Genomic DNA, 21,205 nt, shown 5'->3' with positions numbered 1-21,205 from the left:
CGCTCGGGCGCGATCAAGTTCGTGCCGGAGAACTGGACCACCACCTACACGCAGTGGCTGGAAAACATCCAGGACTGGTGCATCAGCCGCCAGCTGTGGTGGGGCCATCGCATTCCGGCGTGGTACGACGAAGCTGGCAATATTTTCGTTGGCGAAGACGAAGCCGAGGCGCGCAAGCACGCTGCGGTCGCGCCCGTCGGTGCGTTGAAGCAAGACGAAGACGTCCTCGACACCTGGTTCAGCTCCGCGCTGTGGCCGTTCTCCACGCTCGGCTGGCCGTTCCAGGGCGAAGTGAAAAACGAACGCGGCGACGTAGTCGCCAACTGGGAGCAGGACAAGCTGTTCCTGCCCAGCGCCGTGCTGGTGACCGGCTTCGACATCATCTTCTTCTGGGTCGCGCGCATGGTGATGGCGACCTTGTACTTCACCAAGCAGGTACCGTTCCGCGAGGTGTACATCAACGCGATCGTGCGTGATGCGGAAGGCCAGAAGATGTCCAAGTCCAAGGGCAATACGCTGGACCCGCTGGACCTGATCGATGGCATCGAACTGGAACCGCTGGTGGAGAAATCCACCAAATCGCTGCTGATTCCGCAGGTGCGCGAAAAGGTCGAAAAACGCATCCGCAAGGATTACCCGCAAGGCATTCCCGCCATCGGCACCGATGCATTGCGCTTCACCTTCGCGGCGCTGGCCAGCTACAGCCGCACCATCAACTTCGACATCAAGCGCGCGGAAGGCTACAAGGCGTTCTGCAACAAGCTGTGGAATGCGGCGCGCTTTGTGCTGATGAATCTGCCGGAAGGCGAATTGCCCGCACCGGCCTGCGCCCCGGTGACCGAAGCGGAGCGCTGGATTCTCACACGCTTGAAGCACACGCTGGTGGAAGTGGAACAGCACTTCGTCACCTATCGCTTCGACTTGCTGGCACAGGCGCTGTACGAATTCGTGTGGAACGAGTATTGCGACTGGTTCCTGGAACTGTCCAAGCCGGCCTTGAATGGTGACGATGCAACGGCAGCCGCCTCGACGCGCCACACACTGCTGGTGGTGCTGGAAACCGTGCTGCGCGCGCTACATCCGATCATTCCGTTTATCACGGAAGAAATCTGGCAGACCGTGGCACCGAAGCTTGGCATTCAAGCCGAAAGTATCTTCCTGCATCCATGGCCGAAGTCCGGTGAGATCACTGCAGACGAAGCCGCCACCGCCGAGATCGAGTGGTACAAGAACGTGCTGAGCGGCATCCGCCGCATTCGCGCGGAAATGAACATCGCGCCCGGCAAAACCATCCCGCTGCTGCTGGCCGATGGCGATGCAAGCGATCGCACGCGTGCGGCGAAGTTTGCGGCGCAGATCAGCTTTCTCGCGCGCGTGGAAGCGCCACAGTGGATCGCTGCCGGTGCTGACGAACCCGCCGCTGCCGCAGCCGTGGTCGGCAGCTTGCGCGTGCTGATTCCGCTTGCTGGCTTGATCGATCTCAGCGCGGAAAAAACCCGCTTGAGCAAGGAAATCGCCAAGATCGAAGGCGAGATCAAGAAGTGCGAAAACAAGCTTGGCAATGCCAACTTCGTGGCGAATGCCCCGGCCGAAGTAGTGACGCAGGAGCGTCAGCGCATTACCGATTGGAGTACGCAGTTGGGTGCGTTACGCGAGCAGATGCGCAAACTCGGCTGACATGCGAATGTAGGTTGGGGGTGCGAACCCCAACATCACCATGCCTGCATAAATAGTGATGTTGGGGTTCGCATCCCAACCTACACGGGGAAATCCAACGCCATCACGATCGCGTCCTCGCGCCCATCATGCGCCGGGTAATAACGCGGACGCCGTCCAATCTCATGGAAACCCAGCGACACATACAGCGCCTGCGCATTCGGATTGGACGGCCGCACTTCCAGAAACACTCGCTCGGCGCCATTCCAGCGCGCGATATCCAGCAGGCGTTTCATCAAATGCCGGCCAAAACCCTGTCCGCGCTCGTCCGGTGAGATGCACACATTCAACACATGCGCTTCGCCCGCGCCCACGGAAAGAATGCCGTAGCCGATGATGCGGCCATCCAGGCACAGCACCCACGACGGATGCCCTGCTTTCAGGCAATCGCCGAAGATGCCCTGGCTCCACGGAAAGGCGTAGGAAGCGTGTTCCAGCTCGCTCACGCGCGACAGGTCTTCCCGCCGCATGGCGCGCATCTCCAAAGAGGGGCGCGCGACCGCAACCATTATGGGGATCCGCTCGCCAACGCGCGCCGCAAGGTGCGCAATGCCTGCCATAGCCGCCGCTTGGCGGGGGCTTGCGTAAGGATCTCCGCCGGCGCATCGGCCAGCACGATATGCGCATCACGCATCACCTGCGCCGGCAACGCACGTCCAAGCGCATGTGCCTGGGCCTGGCCGAAGACCAGATAAGCCGGTGCATGCGGCACCTGCATGGAGTCGTCGAGCGCCTCGATGCGCGGCGCACGCGCCAGCAAGGGACCGAAGGCCGAGAGCGCACGCCCAAGCAAATCCAACTCGCGTACCGCACAGCCACGCGGCAGCACCACTACAACGCTTGCGTTGGACGGCAACGGCTGGGCTTCGGTCGCCTGGACAGGCGATGCTGCCGCTGCCGCCTCAGCAACAGTCCGCCGCTGCCACGTCACCACGCCCAGCGCGCGCAGCACGCGGGCTCGATGCACAGGGCTGGCCACGACAGCGCTCATACCGCTCCACGGCGCGTACGCTTGCGGCGCGCGGCCAAGCCCCACACCGTCAACACCGGTCCGGACAGCAGGAACAGCGAAAACACCGCCAGCAACACGCGCGGCGGATCGACGAAGAACGGCACCAGGATCAACACAGCGATCAGGATCCACAGGAACGGCACCTTGTCGCCCATCGGCAAGGACTTGAAGCTGTAATAGCGGAAGCGGCTCACCATCAGCAAGCCCACGATCACCGCCATGAACGGCATGGCCATGTTGAGGTCGGCGCCGCTATAGCCCCAGCTGTCCATGCTCCACACGAACGACATGCACACCGCTGCCGCCGCGGGGCTGGGCAGGCCCTGGAAGTAGCGCTTGTCGGCCACGCCGACCTGGGTGTTGAAGCGCGCCAGGCGCAATGCCGCGCAGACGGCGTAGATGAAGGCAGCCGCCCAGCCGATCTTGCCCGGCAGCGGCCCGAATTCCTTCAGGCTGGCAAGCGACCAGTTGTACATCACCAGCGAAGGCGCCAGGCCAAAGCTCACGAGGTCGGAGAGCGAGTCGTACTGCACTCCGAATTCGCTCTGTGTGTGGGTAAGGCGCGCCACGCGGCCATCGATGCCGTCCAGCAAGGCGGCCACGAACACCGCAATGGCGGCATCCGTGTAGCGTCCGCCGATGCTCACGACGATGGCGTAGAAGCCGGCGAACATGGCGCCGGTGGTGAACAGGTTCGGCAGGAGGTAAATCCCGCGATGCCGCGGCACCCGGGCTGGTGTCGTCTCGCTCATGAAACCTTCCATGATGGAATGCGGGCCAGTTTAGCAGGGTGGTGGCTGGCGCTTTCAGGGCGGCAAACACGCGCCAGCCCGGCACAAGCGTGCGAGCCAGCACGTTCCCGATACTCCGCCCGCATCGCCCGCTTGAGTCCCAACCGCGCCGGTTGTTAACTAGCCGTGTTTTCCACCATTCCCTTTTTGGAGTCTGCTCATGCGTCGACTGTCCATTGCCATGGCGCTGCTGCTGGTTGCGCCCCTGGCCTGCGCCCAGGTCTACAAATGGACCGACGCCCACGGCACCACCCATTACTCGGAATCCCCGCCGCCGACCGGCACCAAGTACAGCCAGGTCAGCGTCAACACCGGCAGCTCCGCGCCGGCCGCCGACAATGCCCCGCCGCCGGCTGCCAACAGCAGCAGCAACAGCAGCCAAAGTACCGGCAGCTCGCCGCAACCGAGCACCATGGCCGACACGCCGGAGAACCGTACCAAGCTGTGCACCTCGCTGAAGGCGAACATCACCACCTTGCAGGGCAGCGGCCCGGTAGTCATGACGGGCACCGGCGGCCAGCAGCAGTTGCTCAATGCGGACCAGCGCAAGCAGCAGCTGGATGCCAGCCAGTCACAGTACAACCAATACTGCGGTACTTGAACGGCGCTCGTAGGTTGGGGTGCGAACCCCAACATCGCCATGCCATGTGGCATCCGGATGTTGGGGTTCGCACCCCAACCTACGGCGACACTTGTGCTGCTGGCTATAATCGGCCCTTTATCTCGATAGCCGAGCATCACTCATGCGCCTTAGCCAATTCCACCTGGCCACCGTCAAGGAAGTCCCCGCCGACGCCGAGATCGCTAGCCACCAGCTGATGATCCGCGCTGGCATGATCCGCAAACTCGCCTCCGGCCTGTACACCTGGTCGCCGCTGGGCTTGCGCGTGCTGCGCAAAGTGGAAGCCGTGGTGCGCGAGGAAATGAACCGCGCCGGCGCCATCGAAATGCTGATGCCTTCCGTGCAGCCGCGCGAGCTGTGGGAAGAAACCGGCCGCTGGGAAAAATTTGGCGGACAGCTGCTCAAGATCAAGGATCGCAAGGAGCAGGAATTCTGCTATGGCCCCACGCATGAAGAAGTCGTCACCGATTTCGCACGCAACGAGCTGAAGAGCTACAAGCAGTTGCCGGTCAACTTCTATCAGATCCAGACCAAGTTCCGCGACGAGATCCGCCCACGCTTCGGCGTGATGCGCGCGCGCGAATTCCTGATGAAGGACGCGTACTCGTTCCATCTCACGCAGGAATCGCTCGGCGAAACTTACGATGTGATGTATCAGGCGTACGCACGCATCTTCACGCGACTTGGCCTGAGGTTCCGCGCCGTGCAGGCCGACACCGGCGCCATCGGCGGCAACGCCAGCCATGAATTCCAGGTGCTGGCCGAATCGGGTGAAGACCTGCTTGCCTACTCCGATGCCTCCGAGTACGCCGCCAACGTCGAGAAAGCCGAAGCGATCGCGCCGGCCATCAGCCGCCCTGCCCCCTCGGCTTCGCTGCAGCGCGTGGACACGCCGCGCGTGCGCACGGTGGAGGACGTCACCAAGCATTTCGGCGTTACTGCCGATCGCGTGTTGAAGACCTTGCTGGTGTGCGGCAAGGATGGCCTGGTGGCGCTGTGCCTGCGCGGCGATCACGAGATCAACGAAGTGAAGGCCAGCAAATTGCCCGAACTGCCGGGTGAATCCGTGCTGGCTTCCGACGAGCAGATTCTCGCCGCCGTCGGCGTACGTCCTGGCTTTATCGGCCCGGTTGGCCTGCCCGACAACATCCCCGTGATCGTCGATCGCAGCGCGGCCGTGCTCGCCGATTTCGTGTGCGGCGGCAACGCCAACGACACGCACTACACCGGTGCCAACTGGGACCGCGACGCGCGCATCACGCGCGTGGAAGACCTGCGCCAGGTAGTGGCGGGCGATCCCTCGCCGGATGGCCATGGCACGCTGCAGATCGCACGCGGCATCGAAGTGGGCCATGTCTTCCAGCTCGGCAGCAAATATGCCGAATCCTTGAACGCCACCGTGCTCGACGATCAAGGCAAGAAGCAGGTGATGCTGATGGGCTGCTACGGCATCGGTGTCAGCCGCATCGTGGCTGCGGCGATCGAGCAGCGCCACGATGACGCCGGCATCATCTGGCCCGAGCCGATGGCGCCCTGGCGCGTCGCGGTGTGCGTGATCAATCCCAAGAATGCACCGGAAGTGAATGCCGCCGCCGAATCGCTCTACAACGAACTGTCTGCACGCGGCATCGAAACCGTGCTGGACGACCGCGGCCTGCGCCCCGGCGCGATGTTTGCGGATATGGAATTGATCGGCATTCCGCACCGCGTGGTGGTAAGCGAACGCGGCCTGGCTTCCGGCACGCTGGAATATCGCGCGCGTACCGCCAGTGAAAGCAGTGCGATTACGCGTGATGAATTGTTTGAAATACTGACCGCATAAGTTGTCGTGAGGGGCGTTACGCCCTCAGCGCCGTCATTCCCGTGCAGGCGGGAATCCATTTTGCTCAGATGCATCTTTGAAAATGGATTCCCGCCTTCGCGGGAATGACCGCATTCGTCCTACTTTTTTTACGTCATCGAGAGCTTAATTAGCTGCACGAAAATCATTTTTCCTACACGAATGCGCTTTACAATTTCGCATTTAATGCGAGAGAATCAAAATGCATCGGGCATTTACTTCTAAATCAATAGCCCGGCATATCCTGATCATTTCTCTTTTACCGGAGTCCACCTCATGGCCATTGATATCAAGAGCCTCAACCATACACAGCTCAATGACCTGATCCAGAAGGCGCAAGCGCGCCAGCAAGAACTCGAGAAAGAAAAAGTCACCCGCGCACGTGAAAAGGTATTCGCAGTGCTGAAGGCCGAAGGCGTCAGCTTTGAGGAAGTCTTTGGCGGTGGCGGCGCAGTGCGCGGCAAGCGTCGTGGCACTGGCTCGGTGGCACCGAAATACCGCAACCCGGCTGATCCGGAACAGACCTGGTCGGGCCGTGGCAAGCGCCCGCGCTGGTTCAACGATGCGCTCAAGGCCGGCAAGAAAGAAAAAGATCTGGCGATCTGAACCAAAAACGCCGGCTCAAGCCGGCGTTTTCGTAGGTTGGGGTGCGAATCCCAACATCGCGCTCCATACATACATCGTAATGTTGGGGTTCGCACCCCAACCTACAGCGACCTTCTCGGCGCAATCAGCAATTCACCAAACATCAATCCCGCCACCAGCGAAATCAAAATCGTCACCAGCAGCACCATCGAATCAAAACCCAGCGATGCATTGCGCTCCAGCAAATACGACACACTGCGAAAACCCACGCTTCCCGGCACCAGCAACAAAATGCCCGGTTCGCGAATCACCGCACCCGGTCGCCCGGCATAACGCGCATACACATTCGCCAAGGCGCTCAACAGCAGCCCGCCGAGAAACACACCGAACGGCGCACCGTTGAGATTCGGCGAAATGGCACCGCCCAACCGCGTGGCCAGATAACCCACGATCACCGCGATGATCACCGCTGGCCAATCACGCCACGCGGCGCGGAACAACATGGCAAACGCAATGGCTGCCACCAGCAGCGCCGGATAATCCATCCAGTCCGGCAACGCCGGCAACGCGAAATCGCGCGGCTCGATACCGAACACTGCACACACCTGCGTCGCCGCCACCGTACCGAAGGTGAGCTTGAGCAGCGTCGACATCGCCCCGCCCATGCGCGCCATGCCCGCCACCAGATGCAAGCTGGAAATCTCGCGCACCGCAGTCGTCAACGACATGCCCGGCACCAGCACGATCAAGCCAGCCAGCACCACGGATTTAATCGCCAACGGCACCACGAAGGCGCTGAAGACGATCGCGACCAGCGTCGCCACCATCGCGCAGATCGCATCGCTGGCCACCTGCAAGCGCGGACGCGTGGCTGAGAGGATAGTGATCATGCCGATGATCAACCCCACGAAACCGGCGACGCAAAGGTCCACCCACGAGCTATGCAGGAACAACGCGTCAATGGCCGCTGCGGACAAGCCGTAGCTGATGATCACGCCGGCTTGCTGGCGCGGTGTATCCGGCAGCTCCAGTGCGCGCAACAGGCGAAAGCCCTCGCGCAGATCCAGCTCGCCGGCGATCACCCGATCGGCAATCTCGTCGGCGCGGCACAGCTTGTCCAGATTCACATCGCCGGGGGTCAGGCGGATCACCTGGGTGACCTGCGCCAGGCGCGCCTCATCGCCGTGTGCCAGATCCGAGAAGGAAATGATGATGGCGGTAGGGCTGGACCACACATCCGCATTCAAGCCGATACGTTGCGCCGATCCACTGATCGCCATTTCCAGGCGCGGCGAGGCGGCGCCGTATTTATGCAGGCGAGTGGCGAGTTCCACCAGAAAGGCGATGCGGGTATTGAGCGCCGTGGTAGCGAAGCTGGGCAACGATGATCGGATGGCGGACGTAGGCATGGCGCCATTGTTACCGTAAGTGCCGCCGCGTTGTAGGTTGGGGTGCGAACCCCAACGCCGCCATGCGTGAGCGTTCAGGTGTTGGGGTTCGCACCCCAACCTGCAAGAGCCTCCCCCATCAGGCCGGCTTCACCTTCAACGTCGTCCCTTCCACCGCCACCACTTCGACCGTGCTCCCCGCCGGCAGATCGGGGCCGTTGACCAGCCATTGCCCATCGCCCACCTTGGCCTTGCCGCGTCCGTTGACGATAGCCTCGATCAACACATAACGCCCGCCGATCAACTGCTCGCCGCGCCGGTTGAGCCGCCCGTCACCCTGCTCCCCTTTTTGCAACGCCGGCCGCACCGCATACCAATAGACCGCACACGATACGAACGCGAGCACCACGAACACGATCGCCTGGGCCACCATCGACAAGCCCGGCATCAGCAGTACCAGCACGCCGGTGGCGGCAGCGCCGATGCCGATCCACAGCATGAAATAGCCGGGCATGATCACCTCGATGGCGATCAGCACCAGCGCGACGATCCACCATAGGTAATGCGCAGCAACCGTCATGAGTATCCCCTCGCACTCAGCTCATCGATGACGGTGTGCGCCGCGTGGCGGCCAGTTTTTCCTGCTGCTGTCCCAGCGATTCCTTCGCCAGTTCCGCAATGCCGGCCAGCGAACCGATGATGCCCGTGGCCTCCACCGGCAACAGCAGCATTTTCTGGTTGGGCGAGTTGGCCATTTCCTTCAACGCTTCCACGTACTTGTTGGCGACGAAGTAGTTCAGCGCATTGACGTTACCACCGGCGATGGCGTCGGACACCAGCTTGGTGGCTTCCGCTTCGGCTTGCGCCAAACGGATACGCGCTTCGGCTTCACGGAAGGCCGCTTCCTTCTTGCCGTCTGCCGCCAGGATCGCCGACTGCTTCTCGCCGTCCGCTTTCAGAATCGCCGACTGGCGCAGGCCTTCCGCTTCCAGAATCTGTGCGCGCTTCTCGCGTTCGGCTTTCATCTGGCGCGCCATCGAATCGACCAGGTCGCGTGGCGGTGCGATGTCCTTGATCTCGATGCGATTGACCTTGACGCCCCACGGATGCGTGGCTTCATCCACTACGGTCAGCAGTTTGGCGTTGATCGCATCGCGCTGGCTGAGCGATTCGTCCAGGTCCATCGAACCGAGTACGGTACGGATATTGGTCATCACCAAGGCCAGCGCCGCCTGCTCCAGGTTCGCCACTTCATAGGCCGACTTGGCCGCATCCAGCACTTGATAGAACACCACGCCATCCACGCGCACCACGGCGTTGTCCTTGGTGATCACGTCCTGACTCGGCACGTCCAGCACCTGCTCCATCATGTTCATCTTGCGGCCGATCTCGTAGATGAAGGGAATCAGGAAATGCAGACCCGGCGTCAGCGTGCGCGTGTAGCGCCCGAAACGTTCCACCGTCCATTCGTATCCCTGCGGCACGATACGCACCAGCTTCGCCAGCACGATGATCGCCACCACCACTACCACCAACGCAAAAATACCGCCCATGAGATGTCCTCCTAGTTGACTCGAAGGAGTATAGGGCACGCGCAAGACCATGTAGGTTGGGGTGCGAACCCCAACACCGCCATATCGATCGGGATCGTCATGTTGGGGTTCGCACCCCAACCTACAGCGAGACCTACGCCGGCTGCGGCAGCAGCAGCGTCACGCGCAAGCCACCATCCTCGCGGTTGGCCAGGGCAATCCGCCCGCCATGCGCTTCGCTGATCTCGCGCGCCAGCGCCAGGCCCAAGCCCGTACCCGAACGCTTGGTGGAGTAGAACGGCAGCAGCGCCTGCGCCAGCACCGCCTCGCTCATGCCGGGGCCGCGGTCGGCCACTTCGATGCGCAGCTCATGGCCGACCATGGTGAGCGACAAGGTGACGCCATCCGGCGCGCTGCCCGACTCGTGCGCATTCTTCACCAGGTTGATCAGCACCTGCTCGATCTGCACCGGATCGAACCAACCCGATTGCGATGGCACGCTGCTGGCGAGTTGAAACCGGCAATGCAAGGCGAGCGCATCCAGAAACGGTTTCCACTCCACCGAAGCGATACGCGGCGCCGGCAACTTGGCAAAACGCGCATAACCGTCGATAAAACCATGCAGGTGGCGCGCGCGCTCGCCGATGGTGGCGAACACGCCCGGCAGGCGTTGCACATCTCCGCGCCGCGCCAGCTCCGCACCGGAATGAGCGAGCGAGGAAATCGGCGCGAGCGAGTTATTCAACTCGTGACTCACCACGCGGATCACGCGCTTCCAGGCCGCCACTTCCTGCCGTGAGAGTTCGCGCGTCATGCGGCGGAACAATTGCAGCCGATGCGGCCGCCCCTGCAAGCGGAAAGCACGTTGCGAAAGATGGAAGGTTTCTTCGCTGCCATCCATTTCCACGCTGAACAGCGCATCTTCCGTACCTTCCGTCGCCTTGCGCAACGCTTCGGGCATGGCGGCGATCAGCGTGGCGAAATGCAAACCATTGAGGCTGCGTCCTTCGTTGAACAAGTGCCGCGCCGCGATGTTGGCGTAGGCGACACGGCCGCTGCTGTCGGTCAGCACCAGGGCCACCGGCGTGTTCTGCACCACGGTATCCAGCAGCAACTCGCGCTGCGCCAGGTTCTGCCGCTGTTCGCGCAGCGTCTGGCCCAGGTCGTTATGCACGCGCACGAGATCGCCCAGTTCGTCGTGCCGGTTGAGCGCCAGCGAAATGCTGAAATCGCCATCGCGATAACTCGCCACCGCGCCTTCCAGCGCACGCAACAGGCGCTTGACCGGCACCATCACCATGTGCGCGAACCACCAGGAGAGCGGCGCCAGGATCGCCACGCAGATGACGATCGCTTCGGTGCGGTCAGGCGTCGCGACCTGCAGCGTCAGCTCTTTGCGTGCCCACGCCAGCGTTTCCGGCAAGGGCCATTGCGTGACGCCGGTATAGACCAGCGCACCCATCAATGCCGCCAAGGCCAATAGAAAGGCGAGGCGTGCTTCCAGCGATCTCAGGCGGCGCATGGGGCGATCCAGGTGTGACGGCTGGATGGAGGCATGGGCGGTCTCTGCATGAAGTGCGGTTGTTCTACACGTTGCTGTCCATACGTGCCACTCCCGTAGGTTGGGGTGCGCACCCCAACGTCCTGATCTTGATATGCATGGCGATGTTGGGGTTCGCACCCCAACCTACGCTGGTCGATCACGTGGCGGTCATCAACCCATACCGTTCCATGCGCCGGTACAACGCCTGCCGCGACAAGCCCAGCGTCTGCGCTGCACGGCTTACCACGCCATCGGCCTTCTGCAGCGCTGCCTCCACCACCTCGCGGGTGGGTTCGTCCAGATTGCGCACGGCGGCAGCTCCGGCCTGCTGTGGCAGGTTGAGCAGCTCCGGCGTGATCGGGCCGCTGCCAGCCAACAACGCCGCACGCTCGATCGCGTTTTTCAGCTCGCGCACGTTGCCCGGCCACGCATAGGTGAGCAGTGCCTCGCGCGCCGCTTCGTTGAGCTGCGCCCGGCCGGCCAGGAAATGCTCGGCCAGCGGCAGGATGTCATCGATGCGCTCAGCCAGCGGCGGCAGGTTCACATCGATCACGTTGAGGCGGTAATACAGGTCTTCGCGGAACGTGCCGGCGCGAATCATGCCCTTCAGATCCGCATTGGTCGCGCTCAACACGCGCACTTTCACCTTGCGCGTGCGACCGGAACCCAGCCGCTCGAACTGCCCGGTTTCCAGCACGCGCAGCAACTTCATCTGACCTGGCAGCGGCAGGTTGCCGATTTCATCCAGGAACAGCGTGCCGCCATCGGCCAGCTCAAAACGCCCTTCGCGCGCCTTGTTGGCGCCGGTGTAGGCACCGGCTTCAGCACCGAACAGTTCCGCTTCGATCAGCTCGCCCGGCAACGCGCCGCAATTCACCGCCACGAAGGGCCCGTTCTTCACCGACGAATTGGCATGCACGATGGCCGCGATGCGCTCTTTGCCGGAACCGTTCGGGCCGGTGATCAGCACCGGCACTTCCGAGCGTGCCACCTGGCAGGCCAGGTCGATCGTGCGCGCCATCCCTTCGGAGGCGAATACCAGGCCGTCGAGTTCATAGCGGCGCTGCAGATCTTCGCGACGCTTGCGGCGCTCCATGCGCGTGCGATTCACCTCACGCGTGGATTCCGACAGCTCCAGCAGGTTTTCCACCGTGGTCAGCAGCTTGGCATCGTCCCAGGGCTTGGCCAGGTAATCGGCTGCACCGGCCTTCACCAGCTCCACCGCGGTTTCCAGATGCGTCCACGCGGTCAGCAGGATCACCGGCAGATCCGTATGACGCTGGCGGATCGTGCGGAACAGCTCCACGCCCTCCTCGCCGGAGGTGGTGTCGGCCGTGAAATTCATATCCTGGATCACTACGTCCACGGACTGGCGCGCCAGCGTGGCCAGGCCATCCTCGGGCGTGAGCGCGACCAGAGGCCGCACGTCGTGCAGCGAAAGCAGCAGCGACAGCGCCTCGCCCACGGCCGGGTTGTCATCGATGATCAGTACGGTACGCATTCGTCGTCTACACATGCAGGCATGGATGCCGCTCCCGCCGGAAAGGTTGCCATGCCAAATGGCCTACGTACATCAAAATGAGCGATGCGGTTTTTCATGGTCATGGGATAGCCGGCAGTCTGAGCCCTTCCAGACGCTTGCGTGCCTTGTCGTATTGATCGCGCGGCATCTGCACCAGCAGCGGCGATTTTGCCGGATCGAACCACTCGATCAGTTGCACCACGTCATCCTTGGGCATGGCGGTACAGCCCACCGTACCGTGCCCTGCGCCACGCCAGATATGCAGAAAAATGCAGGAGCCACCAGCGGGCCTGGTCGGGCTGGTGTTGTGGTTCACGTAGACGCCCCAGTGATAAAGCTCATCATCCCGGCGCATGTGCTCGGAACTGTTCCAGTCCGGCGCACTGATCTTCTGGCGATCGACGATGCGGTTGTAGTACTTCGAACCCGCATCATCCACGCACTCGACCGACGACGTCAGCGGCACGTAAGACATGCGCGAACCGCCCAGCAATTGCGGTTCGTAGCCGAACGCGGTGCCCAGCGAGAACACGCCCGCCGGCGCCTTGCTGTCCCCTTCGTGCTTGATCGGATCACCCGCAACGGCACCCAGCTGTTCGTTGCCGACCAGGCCGCTGCCCCAGGCCAGCCCAGCCTTCCCCACCACGACAGGAAACGGTTGGCCGATGGCTTTCCACCTGGCGTGACTATCGCGGCGTTCAAACCGCTGCAGCATGCCGCTCACGCTGTTCCAGTCGGCGGTGGTGACGACCACCACCTGGCGCGCATCGTCGAGTGCGCCATGCGCGCGCACGGGGAATCCAGGAAGCAGGCCTGCCGCGCAAATCGCCAGCAGGGAAACGCGAAGCCATGTGCTCATCGGCGGTTGGGCTCCTGCAAGAAAGAGTCAGTACGGTACATCGAATCGCTCATACAGATCGCGTCGCCACCACCGGCGGCACCGCCGCCGCACGCAATGCCGGCGCCAGCACACCAACCTGCCCAATCGCCAGCATCACGGCGGCACCTACCGGCAGATACGTCCAAGGCAAATGCGGCAGCTCGTAGTAGTGCATCAGCAGAATGTTGCCGGCATAGGCGAGCGCCATGCCCAGAACGATGCCCGCGCTGACGATCAACAGGTTTTCCGCCAGGAAATAACCCAGTATGTGTGCACGTCGTGCGCCAAGCGCACGACGTATGCCGATCTGCCGCGTACGGCGCTGCACCCAGAAACCGGTGAGGCCCATGATGCCGACCAGGGTGACGACCACGATCGCCAGCACCATGCCCAGCAGCAGCCATAACGCTGCGCGGGAATTCTTGAAAGCGCTGTCGCGTTTCTGGTTATAAGTCTCCACGCGTGCCCGTGCGCCGCCGGCGGTCGCGCCGCCGAATTGGCGCTTGATCGCATTTTTCACGCCCTTCAGTGCGATGTCGCGCATGGCCGGATTGACGCGCACCGCGTAGCTCAACATGGCCGTATTGCCGATATTACGGGCGAGCAGCACGGTGTAATCCGCGCGCCCATCCGTGGCCAATCCAACTTCGTTGCGCAGCAAATGCTTGACGACACCGACCACTTCATAGCCGTGATCGCTCTTGTCGTTTGAATCCGGGTCATGCAGCCATTGCCCCACCGCAGGCGTTGCGCCAAACAATTTATCGGCCAGGGCCTGCGTGATGATGATCGGCTGCGTCGCGCCGGTGTCCCAGTCTGAATTAGGGCCATTGCTGGCACCCAAACCCCACGGTCGATACTCGCTGGGCAGAAAGTCACGCCCTGCCTCCATTTGCAGTCCCAGCGTCTGCACCAGGTCTTTGCCAAAGAACGCGTTGACGCTCACCGCGGCATGCGTCGGGCCCTGCAGATTCACCATAAGCGAGGCGATACTCACCATCGGCAAACCGAAGCCGGATGAAGCGGCGCGTACGCCCGGCACCGCACGCAACGCTTCTTCTCCCGCGACCGATTCGGCCGCCGTGTAGGTTCGCCCTTGCGCGGCCAGGTTATCCACCAGGATCAGGTTGTCGGCATCGACACCACTCGGTGCCAGCATCGGCTGCAAGCGCTGCCACGCCAGGAACAAGACGTTGCACAGAATGGCGCAGGCCAGCGCCACCTGCAGCAGCACCAGTGCAGGCATCAAGCCATGTCGACGCAAAGGAGCCAGGATGATCCGCATAGGCATGTCCTCAGGCGCTTTTGACTTGCAAGCCGGGCTGCACCAGCGACACCCGCCACGATGGCAACAGCCCCACCAGCACGCCGACACCAAGGGCGAGCGCAAAGAGTCCTGCGAACATCACTACATCGAGCCGCGCCAGGTCGGTGAAGCCCTGATCCTGCATGCGCAACAGGCTCAGCCCCAGCAGCGTGAGCGGCCACGCCAAGACGCCGCCAAGCAGACAAACCATGCCGGCCTCCAGCAAGTGATGCAACATCACGGCGCGCCGCGACGCACCCAACGCGCGCCGAATGCCCACTTCCACGCCGCGGCGCATGAACTTCGCTGCCAGCAAGCCGGCCACATTCACCATGCACAGCAGCAGGAACGAACCGGCCAGCCAGACGTTAAGCCGCACGTTATCCGGTATCGCGTTCTGCAGCGTCAGCCATTGCTGCACGCTCAACAGCCGCCATTGCGGTTTCTTGCCATAACTTGCCAAAGCGCTTTGTTGCTGCATGGCGTAGTGATCCAGAAAGCTACGGTATGCCGCCACATCCTGCGCCGTATCCAGCTGCACCCAATCGGCCAGCCATTCGCAATGCACGGGATCAACGGCGATGTATTGCTTGCTCTTTTCCGTGACGTCATCGCAGCCATCCGTGCTGGACGCGGCGAGGCCCGCATCCATGGCAGCCCCCAAAGGCACGAAGATGCTTTCGCGATCGCTGCCGCTGAAAGTCCAGGCATTCAAACCATAGAAATGCGGCTGCGGCGAATAAGGCTGGCTGACACCGATGATGCGAAAGGCATGGTGCTTGATCTGCACCACTCGCCCGACAGCCTTCGTGGTATCAAACAGTTTTTGCGCCAGTTCGCTATCGATCACCGCGACGGGCGCGCGTGCGGCATCTTCTGCCGCGGTCCAATGGCGCCCATCGCGCAATGCCACGCCAAACATCGGCATGAAATCGCTGCTCGTGGCCAACACGTGTTCGTTGGAGGGTTCCCCGTGATCGCCTTCCACTTGCGCATCCAGATCGGCAACCGCCGCTTGCAGCGTTCCTTTGTGCGCCGCCAGCAACGCCTCGGCGTCCGCTGTCTTCAGGCGCTTGTAGTCGTAGGTGGCCCAATCGTTATCGAGGGAGGTGTACGTCTGCGGCTTGGCCTGCACCGCATCGAACCATGCGAGATACAGATGCTGGCTTCGTCCAGGCAAGGGATCCGCTGAAAGCATGTGCAACAGCGCCATGGTCGTCATGCTCGCAGCCAGGCCGATCGCCACCGTCAGCACGGCCAATGCCGTGGTTTTTGGATAACGACGCAGGCCACGCCAGGCCAGTTCCATGCTGTATCCCACCATAGACAACGCCACTCCTCACCCTTGTCGCAAGTAACTAAAACGGTGATGCCTTCATACCGATCGTGTCGCCACCACCGGCGGCACCGCCGCCGCGCGCAAAGCCGGTCCCAGCACCGCCGCCTGCCCCAGACACCACAGCAAAAGCGCGCCCACCGGAAAATAAATCGCCGGCAAGCGCGGCAATTCGTAATGCACGATCAGGAACAGATTGATGCCGTATGCCAGCACCATGCCCAATGCGATGCCCATGGTAGTGAGCAGGAAATTTTCGGTTTGGAAATAGTGCAGGATGTTGCCGCGCGTCGCGCCCAGCGCGCGACGTACGCCGATGCTGTGGTTGCGTTGCGCGACCCAGAAACTGGCAAGACCGACGATGCCCAGTGCGGTCACGATCAGCAAGGCGATGCAGATGCCGACCAGAATGCCAGCCATCGCGCGGTCGTTCTGGAAGAAGTCGCGCCGGTGCTGCTCCATCGTGCCTTTGTCCAGCACGATGCGGTTGGGATCCAGCGCCTTGAGCTTGTCGACCGCGGCACGCAGCACGCGATCGCGATCCTGCGATGCGCAGCGGATGAGAAAGGAGCCCTGGATCAGCGTCAAGCGTAGCGGCCAAACCGAACTGTATTGAACGCTTGCATCAAGCCGATCCTGACCCGGCCTGATCAGGCTGGCTATCACGCCTACCACGGTGAACGAAATGTTTTTCCCCACGTAATACCGTTTGCCGAGCGGGCTCTGCCCCGGCCACAAGCGGTCGGCCATGGCTCGCGTGATCAGCGCGACTTTCGGCAGCTTGTCGTATTGCTTGGCAGCCAGCAGCGTGAACGCGTCTGACAGATCCACGTATTCCTCGGGACGTAAATCGCGCCCTTCCACGATCCGCACACCCAGCGTGTGCGCCAGGTTCTCGCCGAAGTATTGCGAAGCCTTGAGAACAGGCATGCGCTGGGCAAGATCCGTTCGCACATCCGAGTTGTCCGATCCGTTGTCGAACGGAAGCTCATTGGCCAGCGTTGCCGACTTCACGCCGGGAATCGACTGCAAGGCGGCCACATCCACGGCGGCACGTGCCTTCTCATCCGGGCGGCTGCCGATATAGGCCATCTGCACGTACACCAGTTCCTGCTCGGCAACCCCGCTGGATACACGCATAAGGTCCAGTCGCTGGCTGATGAGGAAGATCGTGTTGCACACGATGGCGCAGGTGAAGGCAATTTGCAGAACCAGCAGGCAGCAGGTCAGCTTGTGCCGGCGCAGGGTAAAGAGTATCGGCCGGATATCCATCTCATTGCGCCTTCAATTGCAGTGCGGGAGCAATGCGGCACGCACGCCAGGCAGGTAACAGCCCAGCCAGCATGCTTGCCAGCACCGAGATCACAAAGGTTGCCAGCAACATCACCGAATCCATGTGCGCCAACTTGGCGTAATCCGACGGTTGCTGGCGTACCAGCCAGAGTCCGAACAATGCCAGCAGCAAACCCAGCAGACCGCCTACCAGACCGACGACACCCGATTCCAACAACAACTGCCCGAACAAGGTGCGCCGCGAAGCGCCCAAAGCCCTGCGTACCCCAAGCTCGCCCGCGCGGCGCATGAACTTGGCCAGCATCAAGCCCACCGTATTGACCAGGCAAACCACCAGAAAGCCCAGCGCCAGCCATGCTTGAAGGCGCGTATCGCTGGGCACTACCTGGTTGGCATCCAGCCACTGCATCAGGTTGCGCAGCCGCACGTTGTTGGGCCGTGCGAAGCGGCCCGCAGCGCGCTGGTCATCCGAATAGTGCTCCAGAAAGCTCTTGTAAGCCGCCACGCTTGCGGGCGTATCCAGCTCCACCCAGAACTGCAGCCACATGCAGTTCTCCTGCTCAAGATGCGCCTGATCGCCTGCGCCATCGCCCCAGCAATCCATGGAGCCGTCCCGTTCCATGTGCAGATCGCGCGACGTCGACAACGGCACGTACACCTGCTCGTAATCGGCATAAGCGCCCATGTTCAAATCATAGAAGTGCGGATTGGGCCGCCAATCGCCGAGCACGCCGATAATGCGGAAATCGGCTTCCTGCAGGCGCAAGGTCTTACCCACGCTGTTGTTGCCGCCAAACAGCTTGTCGTTGAGTTCGGCGCTGATCACCGCCACGCGCGCCTTGCCTGCATCCTCCGCATCGCCCCAGCTACTGCCGTACTGGAACGGCACACCGAACATCGGGAAGAAATCGGCGGTGGTGTAGCGCGCCGTGGCGTGAAACGGATCGATGTTCGATTGCGGCGGCTGCAACGGCACCATGCCGCCGCTCATCAGCGCCTGACGTGTCGCACGTTTCGCACGCAGCAGGGCCATGCCGTCGATCCACGTCAATTGCCCCGGCGGTTCGATGCCCGGCGTATAAGCCTGCATGTCGCGCGGGTCAATCTGCGGGTAATACAGCGATCCGCTACGGTCCGGCAGCGGATCGCCGGAAAGCACGTGCAGCACGGTAAGCGTTGTCATGCACGCGCCGATACCCAGCGCGATGGCAAGCACCATCAGGCCGGTCAGCACCTTGTTACGCCGCAGGCTGCGTACTGCCAAGTCCAGGTAATAACCGAACATGCTCGCTCCTCAGACGGATCGCGTCGCCACCACCGGCGGTACCGCCGCCGCGCGCAAAGCCGGGCCAAGCACCGCCGCCTGCCCCAGGCACCACAGCAGCAGCGCACCCACCGGCAGGTAAGTGAACGGCAGGCGTGGCAGTTCGTAATGCACGATCAGAAACAGATTGATGCCATAAGCCAGCACCATGCCGAGCACGATGCCGATGGTGGTGAGCAGGAAATTCTCGGTCTGGAAGTAATGCAGGATATTGCCGCGCGTCGCGCCCAACGCACGACGCACGCCGATGCTGCGATTGCGCTGCGACACCCAGAAGCTGGCAAGACCCACGATGCCCAGCGCCGTCACGACCAGCAGCGCCAGGCAGACACCCAGCAGGATGCCCGCCATCGCGCGATCGTTGCGAAAGAAGTTGTAGCGCAGCTGATCCCAGGTACCGCTATCGAGCACGATGCGATTAGGATCAAGGTCGTGGAGCTTGTCCAACGCTGCCTTCAACACGCGCTCGCGATCCTGCGGCGCGCAGCGCACGACGTAATACGCACCTGCCGACATCGACAAGCGCACGGGATGGATCAGGCTGTATTGCGCCCCTCGCTCCAGCAAGTTCGGGCGCACGAGGCCCTTCACCACGCCAACCACCGTCAGCGCAAAGTTGCGCCCGATGTAGACCTGCCTGCCGAGCGGATTCTGTCCCGGCCACAAGCGGTTGGCGACGGCGCGTGTGATCAGGACCGACGACGGGATTTCTTTCATATCGCCGGTTTGCAGCGCCTTGTCGATCTTGTCGAGATCGCGGTATTCCTCGGGGCTGAACTCGCGTCCCGATTCCAGCTGCAAACCCAGCGTAGGGAGCAGGTTTTCGCCGAAGTACTGCGTAGCGTCCATCGTTTCCATCTGTTGCCGTGGATCGAGCCACAAGCTGGAGTTGGAGGAAGACCCGCTCATCGGCAGATGATTGATGATCATGGCCGACTTTACGCCCGGCACCTCCCGCAACGCCGCAAGATCGGCCTCCGTGCGCGCCATCGCATCGGGATGCGCGCCGATGAAGGCCAGCTGCATGTAGACAAGCTCGTGCTCGGCAATGTGACTGGGCACCGCCATGCGTTCCAGGCGCTGGCTGATCAGGAATACGGCATTGCAAACGATGGCGCACGTGAGCGCGATTTGCGCGATCAGCAGGAACACCGTCAATTTGTGGCGTGCGAGCGTCGTGAAAATGGGCTTGATGTCCATGTCAGTTCGCCTTCAATTGCAGCGCCGGTGTGATCCGGCATGCGCGCCAGGCCGGCAATAAACCAGCCAGCAAACTGGCGCAGACGGCAAGCGCAAACGTAGCCAGCAGCATGCGTGCATCCATATGCGCCAACCTGGCGTAATCCGTCGGCTGCTGGCGTACCAGCCACAGGCCGAACAAGGCCAGTACCAACCCGAGCGTGCCGCCGACCACGCCCACCACGCCCGATTCCATCAGCAATTGCCCGAACAGCGCGCGCTGCGATGCACCCAAGGCGCGGCGCACGCCCAGTTCGCCGGCGCGGCGCATGAACTTGGACAGCATCAAGCCCACGGTATTGACCAGGCACACCACCAGAAAACCCAATGCCAGCCACACCTGCAGGCGCGTATCGCTAGGCACCACCTGCTGGTAATCCAGCCACTGCATCACGTTGCGCAAGCGTACGTTGGGTGGCCGCAGGAATCGCCCCGCTGTGTGTTGCTCCTGCGAGTAATGCAGCAGAAAATCCTTATAAGCCGTTGCTTGCTGCGGCGTGTCGAGCTGCACCCAGAACTGCAGCCACACGCAAGGCGCATGTTCCAGCGTGTTGTTGTCGCCACCGCCGTTGCCCCAGCAATCGGTGTTGCCGGCGTGGTCCATGCGCAGGTCGCGCGAGGTCGACAAAGGCAGGAAGACATCCTCGTCATCGGCATAGCTGCCCATGTAGATCTGATAAAAGTGTGGTTGCGGATGCCAGGCACCGAGCACGCCGATGATGCGGAAAGCGGTTTCCTGCAGCCGCAATGTCTTGCCCACGCTGTTCTGTCCGCCGAACAGTTTGTCGTTCAACTTTGCGCTGATCACCACCACGCGCGCCTTGCTGTCGTCCTCGGCCGAACCCCAGGCATTGCCGTATTGAAACGGTACGTCGAACATCGGAAAGAAATCCGCCGAGGTGTACAGCGCCATCGCGTGGAACGGATAGATGCTCGATTGCGCCGGTTGCAGCGGCACCATGCCACCGGTCATCAGCGCCTGCCGCGTGGCGCGTCTTGCGTTCAAGAGATACATGCCATCGATCCAGCTGACCTGGTCCGGCGGCTCGACGGTCGGCCCGTAGTCGGCCATGTCGCGCGGATCGATCTGCGGGTAATACAGCGAAGCGCTGCGCCCGGGCAGCGGATCGCCGGATAGCACGTGCAATACCGTCAGCGTGGTCATGCTTGCACCAATGCCCATGGCGATGGCGAGCACCATCAGCCCGGTCAGCACCTTGTTGCGCCGCAGGCTGCGTATCGCCATATCCAGGTAGTAAGCGAACATGTGCCTCTC

The 21,205-nt window shown here is 62.2% G+C and carries 19 protein-coding genes; 4 read left to right on the top strand and 15 right to left on the bottom strand.

Features of this window, described 5'->3' with window-relative positions; genetic code table 11:
• On the top strand, positions 1 to 1,677 hold a 1,677-nt coding region (locus VJR68_RS05340), incomplete at its 5' end, for a class I tRNA ligase family protein (protein ID WP_324146531.1).
• Between the two features lie 80 nt (positions 1,678 to 1,757).
• Here the strand turns inward: VJR68_RS05340 and rimI are convergent.
• From rimI to pssA, 3 genes are read right to left on the bottom strand one after another with little or no spacing between them, the layout of a single operon-like run.
• The gene (gene rimI, locus VJR68_RS05335) at positions 1,758 to 2,225 is read right to left on the bottom strand and encodes a ribosomal protein S18-alanine N-acetyltransferase (RefSeq protein WP_324146530.1); all 468 of its coding nucleotides are present in this window, start codon (positions 2,223 to 2,225) and stop codon (positions 1,758 to 1,760) included.
• Positions 2,225 to 2,707, bottom strand: coding sequence for a hypothetical protein (locus VJR68_RS05330; RefSeq protein WP_324146529.1), 483 nt, complete (start codon positions 2,705 to 2,707; stop codon positions 2,225 to 2,227). The genes rimI and VJR68_RS05330 overlap by 1 nt, the downstream gene beginning before the upstream one ends.
• Positions 2,704 to 3,480: a CDP-diacylglycerol--serine O-phosphatidyltransferase gene (gene pssA / locus VJR68_RS05325; protein WP_324146528.1), complete on the bottom strand. Its 777-nt coding sequence runs from the start codon at positions 3,478 to 3,480 to the stop codon at positions 2,704 to 2,706. The genes VJR68_RS05330 and pssA overlap by 4 nt, the downstream gene beginning before the upstream one ends.
• A gap of 199 nt (positions 3,481 to 3,679) precedes the next feature.
• Here pssA and VJR68_RS05320 point away from each other — a divergent pair, with 199 nt between their 5' ends.
• From VJR68_RS05320 to VJR68_RS05310, 3 genes are all read left to right on the top strand, one after another.
• Complete coding sequence (locus tag VJR68_RS05320; RefSeq protein ID WP_324146527.1) at positions 3,680 to 4,120, top strand: DUF4124 domain-containing protein; 441 nt, start codon at positions 3,680 to 3,682, stop codon at positions 4,118 to 4,120.
• Positions 4,121 to 4,262: 142 nt separating this feature from the next.
• Complete coding sequence (locus VJR68_RS05315) at positions 4,263 to 5,963, top strand: proline--tRNA ligase (protein ID WP_324146526.1); 1,701 nt, start codon at positions 4,263 to 4,265, stop codon at positions 5,961 to 5,963.
• Between the two features lie 294 nt (positions 5,964 to 6,257).
• Positions 6,258 to 6,587 carry an H-NS histone family protein gene (locus VJR68_RS05310; protein ID WP_324146525.1) on the top strand — a complete coding sequence of 110 codons (330 nt, stop codon included), beginning with the start codon at positions 6,258 to 6,260 and terminating at the stop codon, positions 6,585 to 6,587.
• Between the two features lie 101 nt (positions 6,588 to 6,688).
• Here VJR68_RS05310 and VJR68_RS05305 read toward each other — a convergent pair whose 3' ends face one another.
• From VJR68_RS05305 to VJR68_RS05250, 12 genes are all read right to left on the bottom strand, one after another.
• Positions 6,689 to 7,975 (bottom strand): threonine/serine ThrE exporter family protein, encoded by a 1,287-nt coding sequence (locus VJR68_RS05305; RefSeq protein WP_324146524.1) that lies wholly within the window; start codon positions 7,973 to 7,975, stop codon positions 6,689 to 6,691.
• Between the two features lie 118 nt (positions 7,976 to 8,093).
• Positions 8,094 to 8,534, bottom strand: a complete 441-nt coding sequence (locus VJR68_RS05300) for an NfeD family protein (protein ID WP_324146523.1) — start codon at positions 8,532 to 8,534, stop codon at positions 8,094 to 8,096.
• A gap of 16 nt (positions 8,535 to 8,550) precedes the next feature.
• Positions 8,551 to 9,507 carry an SPFH domain-containing protein gene (locus VJR68_RS05295; RefSeq protein WP_324146522.1) on the bottom strand — a complete coding sequence of 319 codons (957 nt, stop codon included), beginning with the start codon at positions 9,505 to 9,507 and terminating at the stop codon, positions 8,551 to 8,553.
• Positions 9,508 to 9,640: 133 nt separating this feature from the next.
• Positions 9,641 to 11,008, bottom strand: coding sequence for a sensor histidine kinase (locus VJR68_RS05290; protein WP_324146521.1), 1,368 nt, complete (start codon positions 11,006 to 11,008; stop codon positions 9,641 to 9,643).
• Positions 11,009 to 11,186: 178 nt separating this feature from the next.
• Positions 11,187 to 12,530 carry a sigma-54 dependent transcriptional regulator gene (locus VJR68_RS05285; protein WP_324146520.1) on the bottom strand — a complete coding sequence of 448 codons (1,344 nt, stop codon included), beginning with the start codon at positions 12,528 to 12,530 and terminating at the stop codon, positions 11,187 to 11,189.
• A 100-nt stretch (positions 12,531 to 12,630) separates the two neighbouring features.
• Positions 12,631 to 13,410, bottom strand: coding sequence for a hypothetical protein (locus VJR68_RS05280; RefSeq protein WP_324146519.1), 780 nt, complete (start codon positions 13,408 to 13,410; stop codon positions 12,631 to 12,633).
• A gap of 49 nt (positions 13,411 to 13,459) precedes the next feature.
• Positions 13,460 to 14,716 carry an ABC transporter permease gene (locus tag VJR68_RS05275; protein ID WP_324146518.1) on the bottom strand — a complete coding sequence of 419 codons (1,257 nt, stop codon included), beginning with the start codon at positions 14,714 to 14,716 and terminating at the stop codon, positions 13,460 to 13,462.
• A gap of 10 nt (positions 14,717 to 14,726) precedes the next feature.
• Positions 14,727 to 16,046, bottom strand: a complete 1,320-nt coding sequence (locus VJR68_RS05270; RefSeq protein WP_324146517.1) for an ABC transporter permease — start codon at positions 16,044 to 16,046, stop codon at positions 14,727 to 14,729.
• Between the two features lie 66 nt (positions 16,047 to 16,112).
• Entirely contained in the window at positions 16,113 to 17,345 is a 1,233-nt protein-coding gene (locus VJR68_RS05265; protein WP_324146516.1) for an ABC transporter permease, read from the bottom strand.
• Between the two features lies 1 nt (position 17,346).
• Positions 17,347 to 18,651, bottom strand: a complete 1,305-nt coding sequence (locus VJR68_RS05260) for an ABC transporter permease (RefSeq protein WP_324146515.1) — start codon at positions 18,649 to 18,651, stop codon at positions 17,347 to 17,349.
• Positions 18,652 to 18,660: 9 nt separating this feature from the next.
• Complete coding sequence (locus tag VJR68_RS05255; RefSeq protein WP_324146514.1) at positions 18,661 to 19,890, bottom strand: ABC transporter permease; 1,230 nt, start codon at positions 19,888 to 19,890, stop codon at positions 18,661 to 18,663.
• 1 nt (position 19,891) lies between these two features.
• Complete coding sequence (locus VJR68_RS05250) at positions 19,892 to 21,196, bottom strand: ABC transporter permease (protein ID WP_324146513.1); 1,305 nt, start codon at positions 21,194 to 21,196, stop codon at positions 19,892 to 19,894.
• Positions 21,197 to 21,205 lie beyond the last annotated feature (9 nt).

Origin of the sequence: Dyella sp. (genome assembly GCF_035277725.1) — a bacterium.
Taxonomy (GTDB): Bacteria; Pseudomonadota; Gammaproteobacteria; order Xanthomonadales; family Rhodanobacteraceae; genus Dyella_B.
Note: the sequence above shows the minus strand (reverse complement) of the source record. Positions and strands in the feature narration are given on the sequence as shown.

What these genes read in the sequence shown, in the direction of transcription:
- VJR68_RS05330 (WP_324146529.1), bottom strand. Translation starts at nt 2,707, where the DNA reads ATGAGCGCTGTCGTGGCCAGCCCTGTGCATCGAGCCCGCGTGCTGCGC.
- VJR68_RS05305 (WP_324146524.1), bottom strand. Translation starts at nt 7,975, where the DNA reads ATGCCTACGTCCGCCATCCGATCATCGTTGCCCAGCTTCGCTACCACG.
- VJR68_RS05280 (WP_324146519.1), bottom strand. Translation starts at nt 13,410, where the DNA reads ATGAGCACATGGCTTCGCGTTTCCCTGCTGGCGATTTGCGCGGCAGGC.
- VJR68_RS05250 (WP_324146513.1), bottom strand. Translation starts at nt 21,196, where the DNA reads ATGTTCGCTTACTACCTGGATATGGCGATACGCAGCCTGCGGCGCAAC.
- VJR68_RS05315 (WP_324146526.1), top strand. Translation starts at nt 4,263, where the DNA reads ATGCGCCTTAGCCAATTCCACCTGGCCACCGTCAAGGAAGTCCCCGCC.
- VJR68_RS05265 (WP_324146516.1), bottom strand. Translation starts at nt 17,345, where the DNA reads ATGGATATCCGGCCGATACTCTTTACCCTGCGCCGGCACAAGCTGACC.
- VJR68_RS05270 (WP_324146517.1), bottom strand. Translation starts at nt 16,046, where the DNA reads ATGGAACTGGCCTGGCGTGGCCTGCGTCGTTATCCAAAAACCACGGCA.
- rimI (WP_324146530.1), bottom strand. Translation starts at nt 2,225, where the DNA reads ATGGTTGCGGTCGCGCGCCCCTCTTTGGAGATGCGCGCCATGCGGCGG.
- VJR68_RS05300 (WP_324146523.1), bottom strand. Translation starts at nt 8,534, where the DNA reads ATGACGGTTGCTGCGCATTACCTATGGTGGATCGTCGCGCTGGTGCTG.
- VJR68_RS05260 (WP_324146515.1), bottom strand. Translation starts at nt 18,651, where the DNA reads ATGTTCGGTTATTACCTGGACTTGGCAGTACGCAGCCTGCGGCGTAAC.
- VJR68_RS05275 (WP_324146518.1), bottom strand. Translation starts at nt 14,716, where the DNA reads ATGCGGATCATCCTGGCTCCTTTGCGTCGACATGGCTTGATGCCTGCA.
- VJR68_RS05310 (WP_324146525.1), top strand. Translation starts at nt 6,258, where the DNA reads ATGGCCATTGATATCAAGAGCCTCAACCATACACAGCTCAATGACCTG.
- pssA (WP_324146528.1), bottom strand. Translation starts at nt 3,480, where the DNA reads ATGAGCGAGACGACACCAGCCCGGGTGCCGCGGCATCGCGGGATTTAC.
- VJR68_RS05320 (WP_324146527.1), top strand. Translation starts at nt 3,680, where the DNA reads ATGCGTCGACTGTCCATTGCCATGGCGCTGCTGCTGGTTGCGCCCCTG.
- VJR68_RS05290 (WP_324146521.1), bottom strand. Translation starts at nt 11,008, where the DNA reads ATGCGCCGCCTGAGATCGCTGGAAGCACGCCTCGCCTTTCTATTGGCC.
- VJR68_RS05295 (WP_324146522.1), bottom strand. Translation starts at nt 9,507, where the DNA reads ATGGGCGGTATTTTTGCGTTGGTGGTAGTGGTGGTGGCGATCATCGTG.
- VJR68_RS05255 (WP_324146514.1), bottom strand. Translation starts at nt 19,890, where the DNA reads ATGGACATCAAGCCCATTTTCACGACGCTCGCACGCCACAAATTGACG.
- VJR68_RS05285 (WP_324146520.1), bottom strand. Translation starts at nt 12,530, where the DNA reads ATGCGTACCGTACTGATCATCGATGACAACCCGGCCGTGGGCGAGGCG.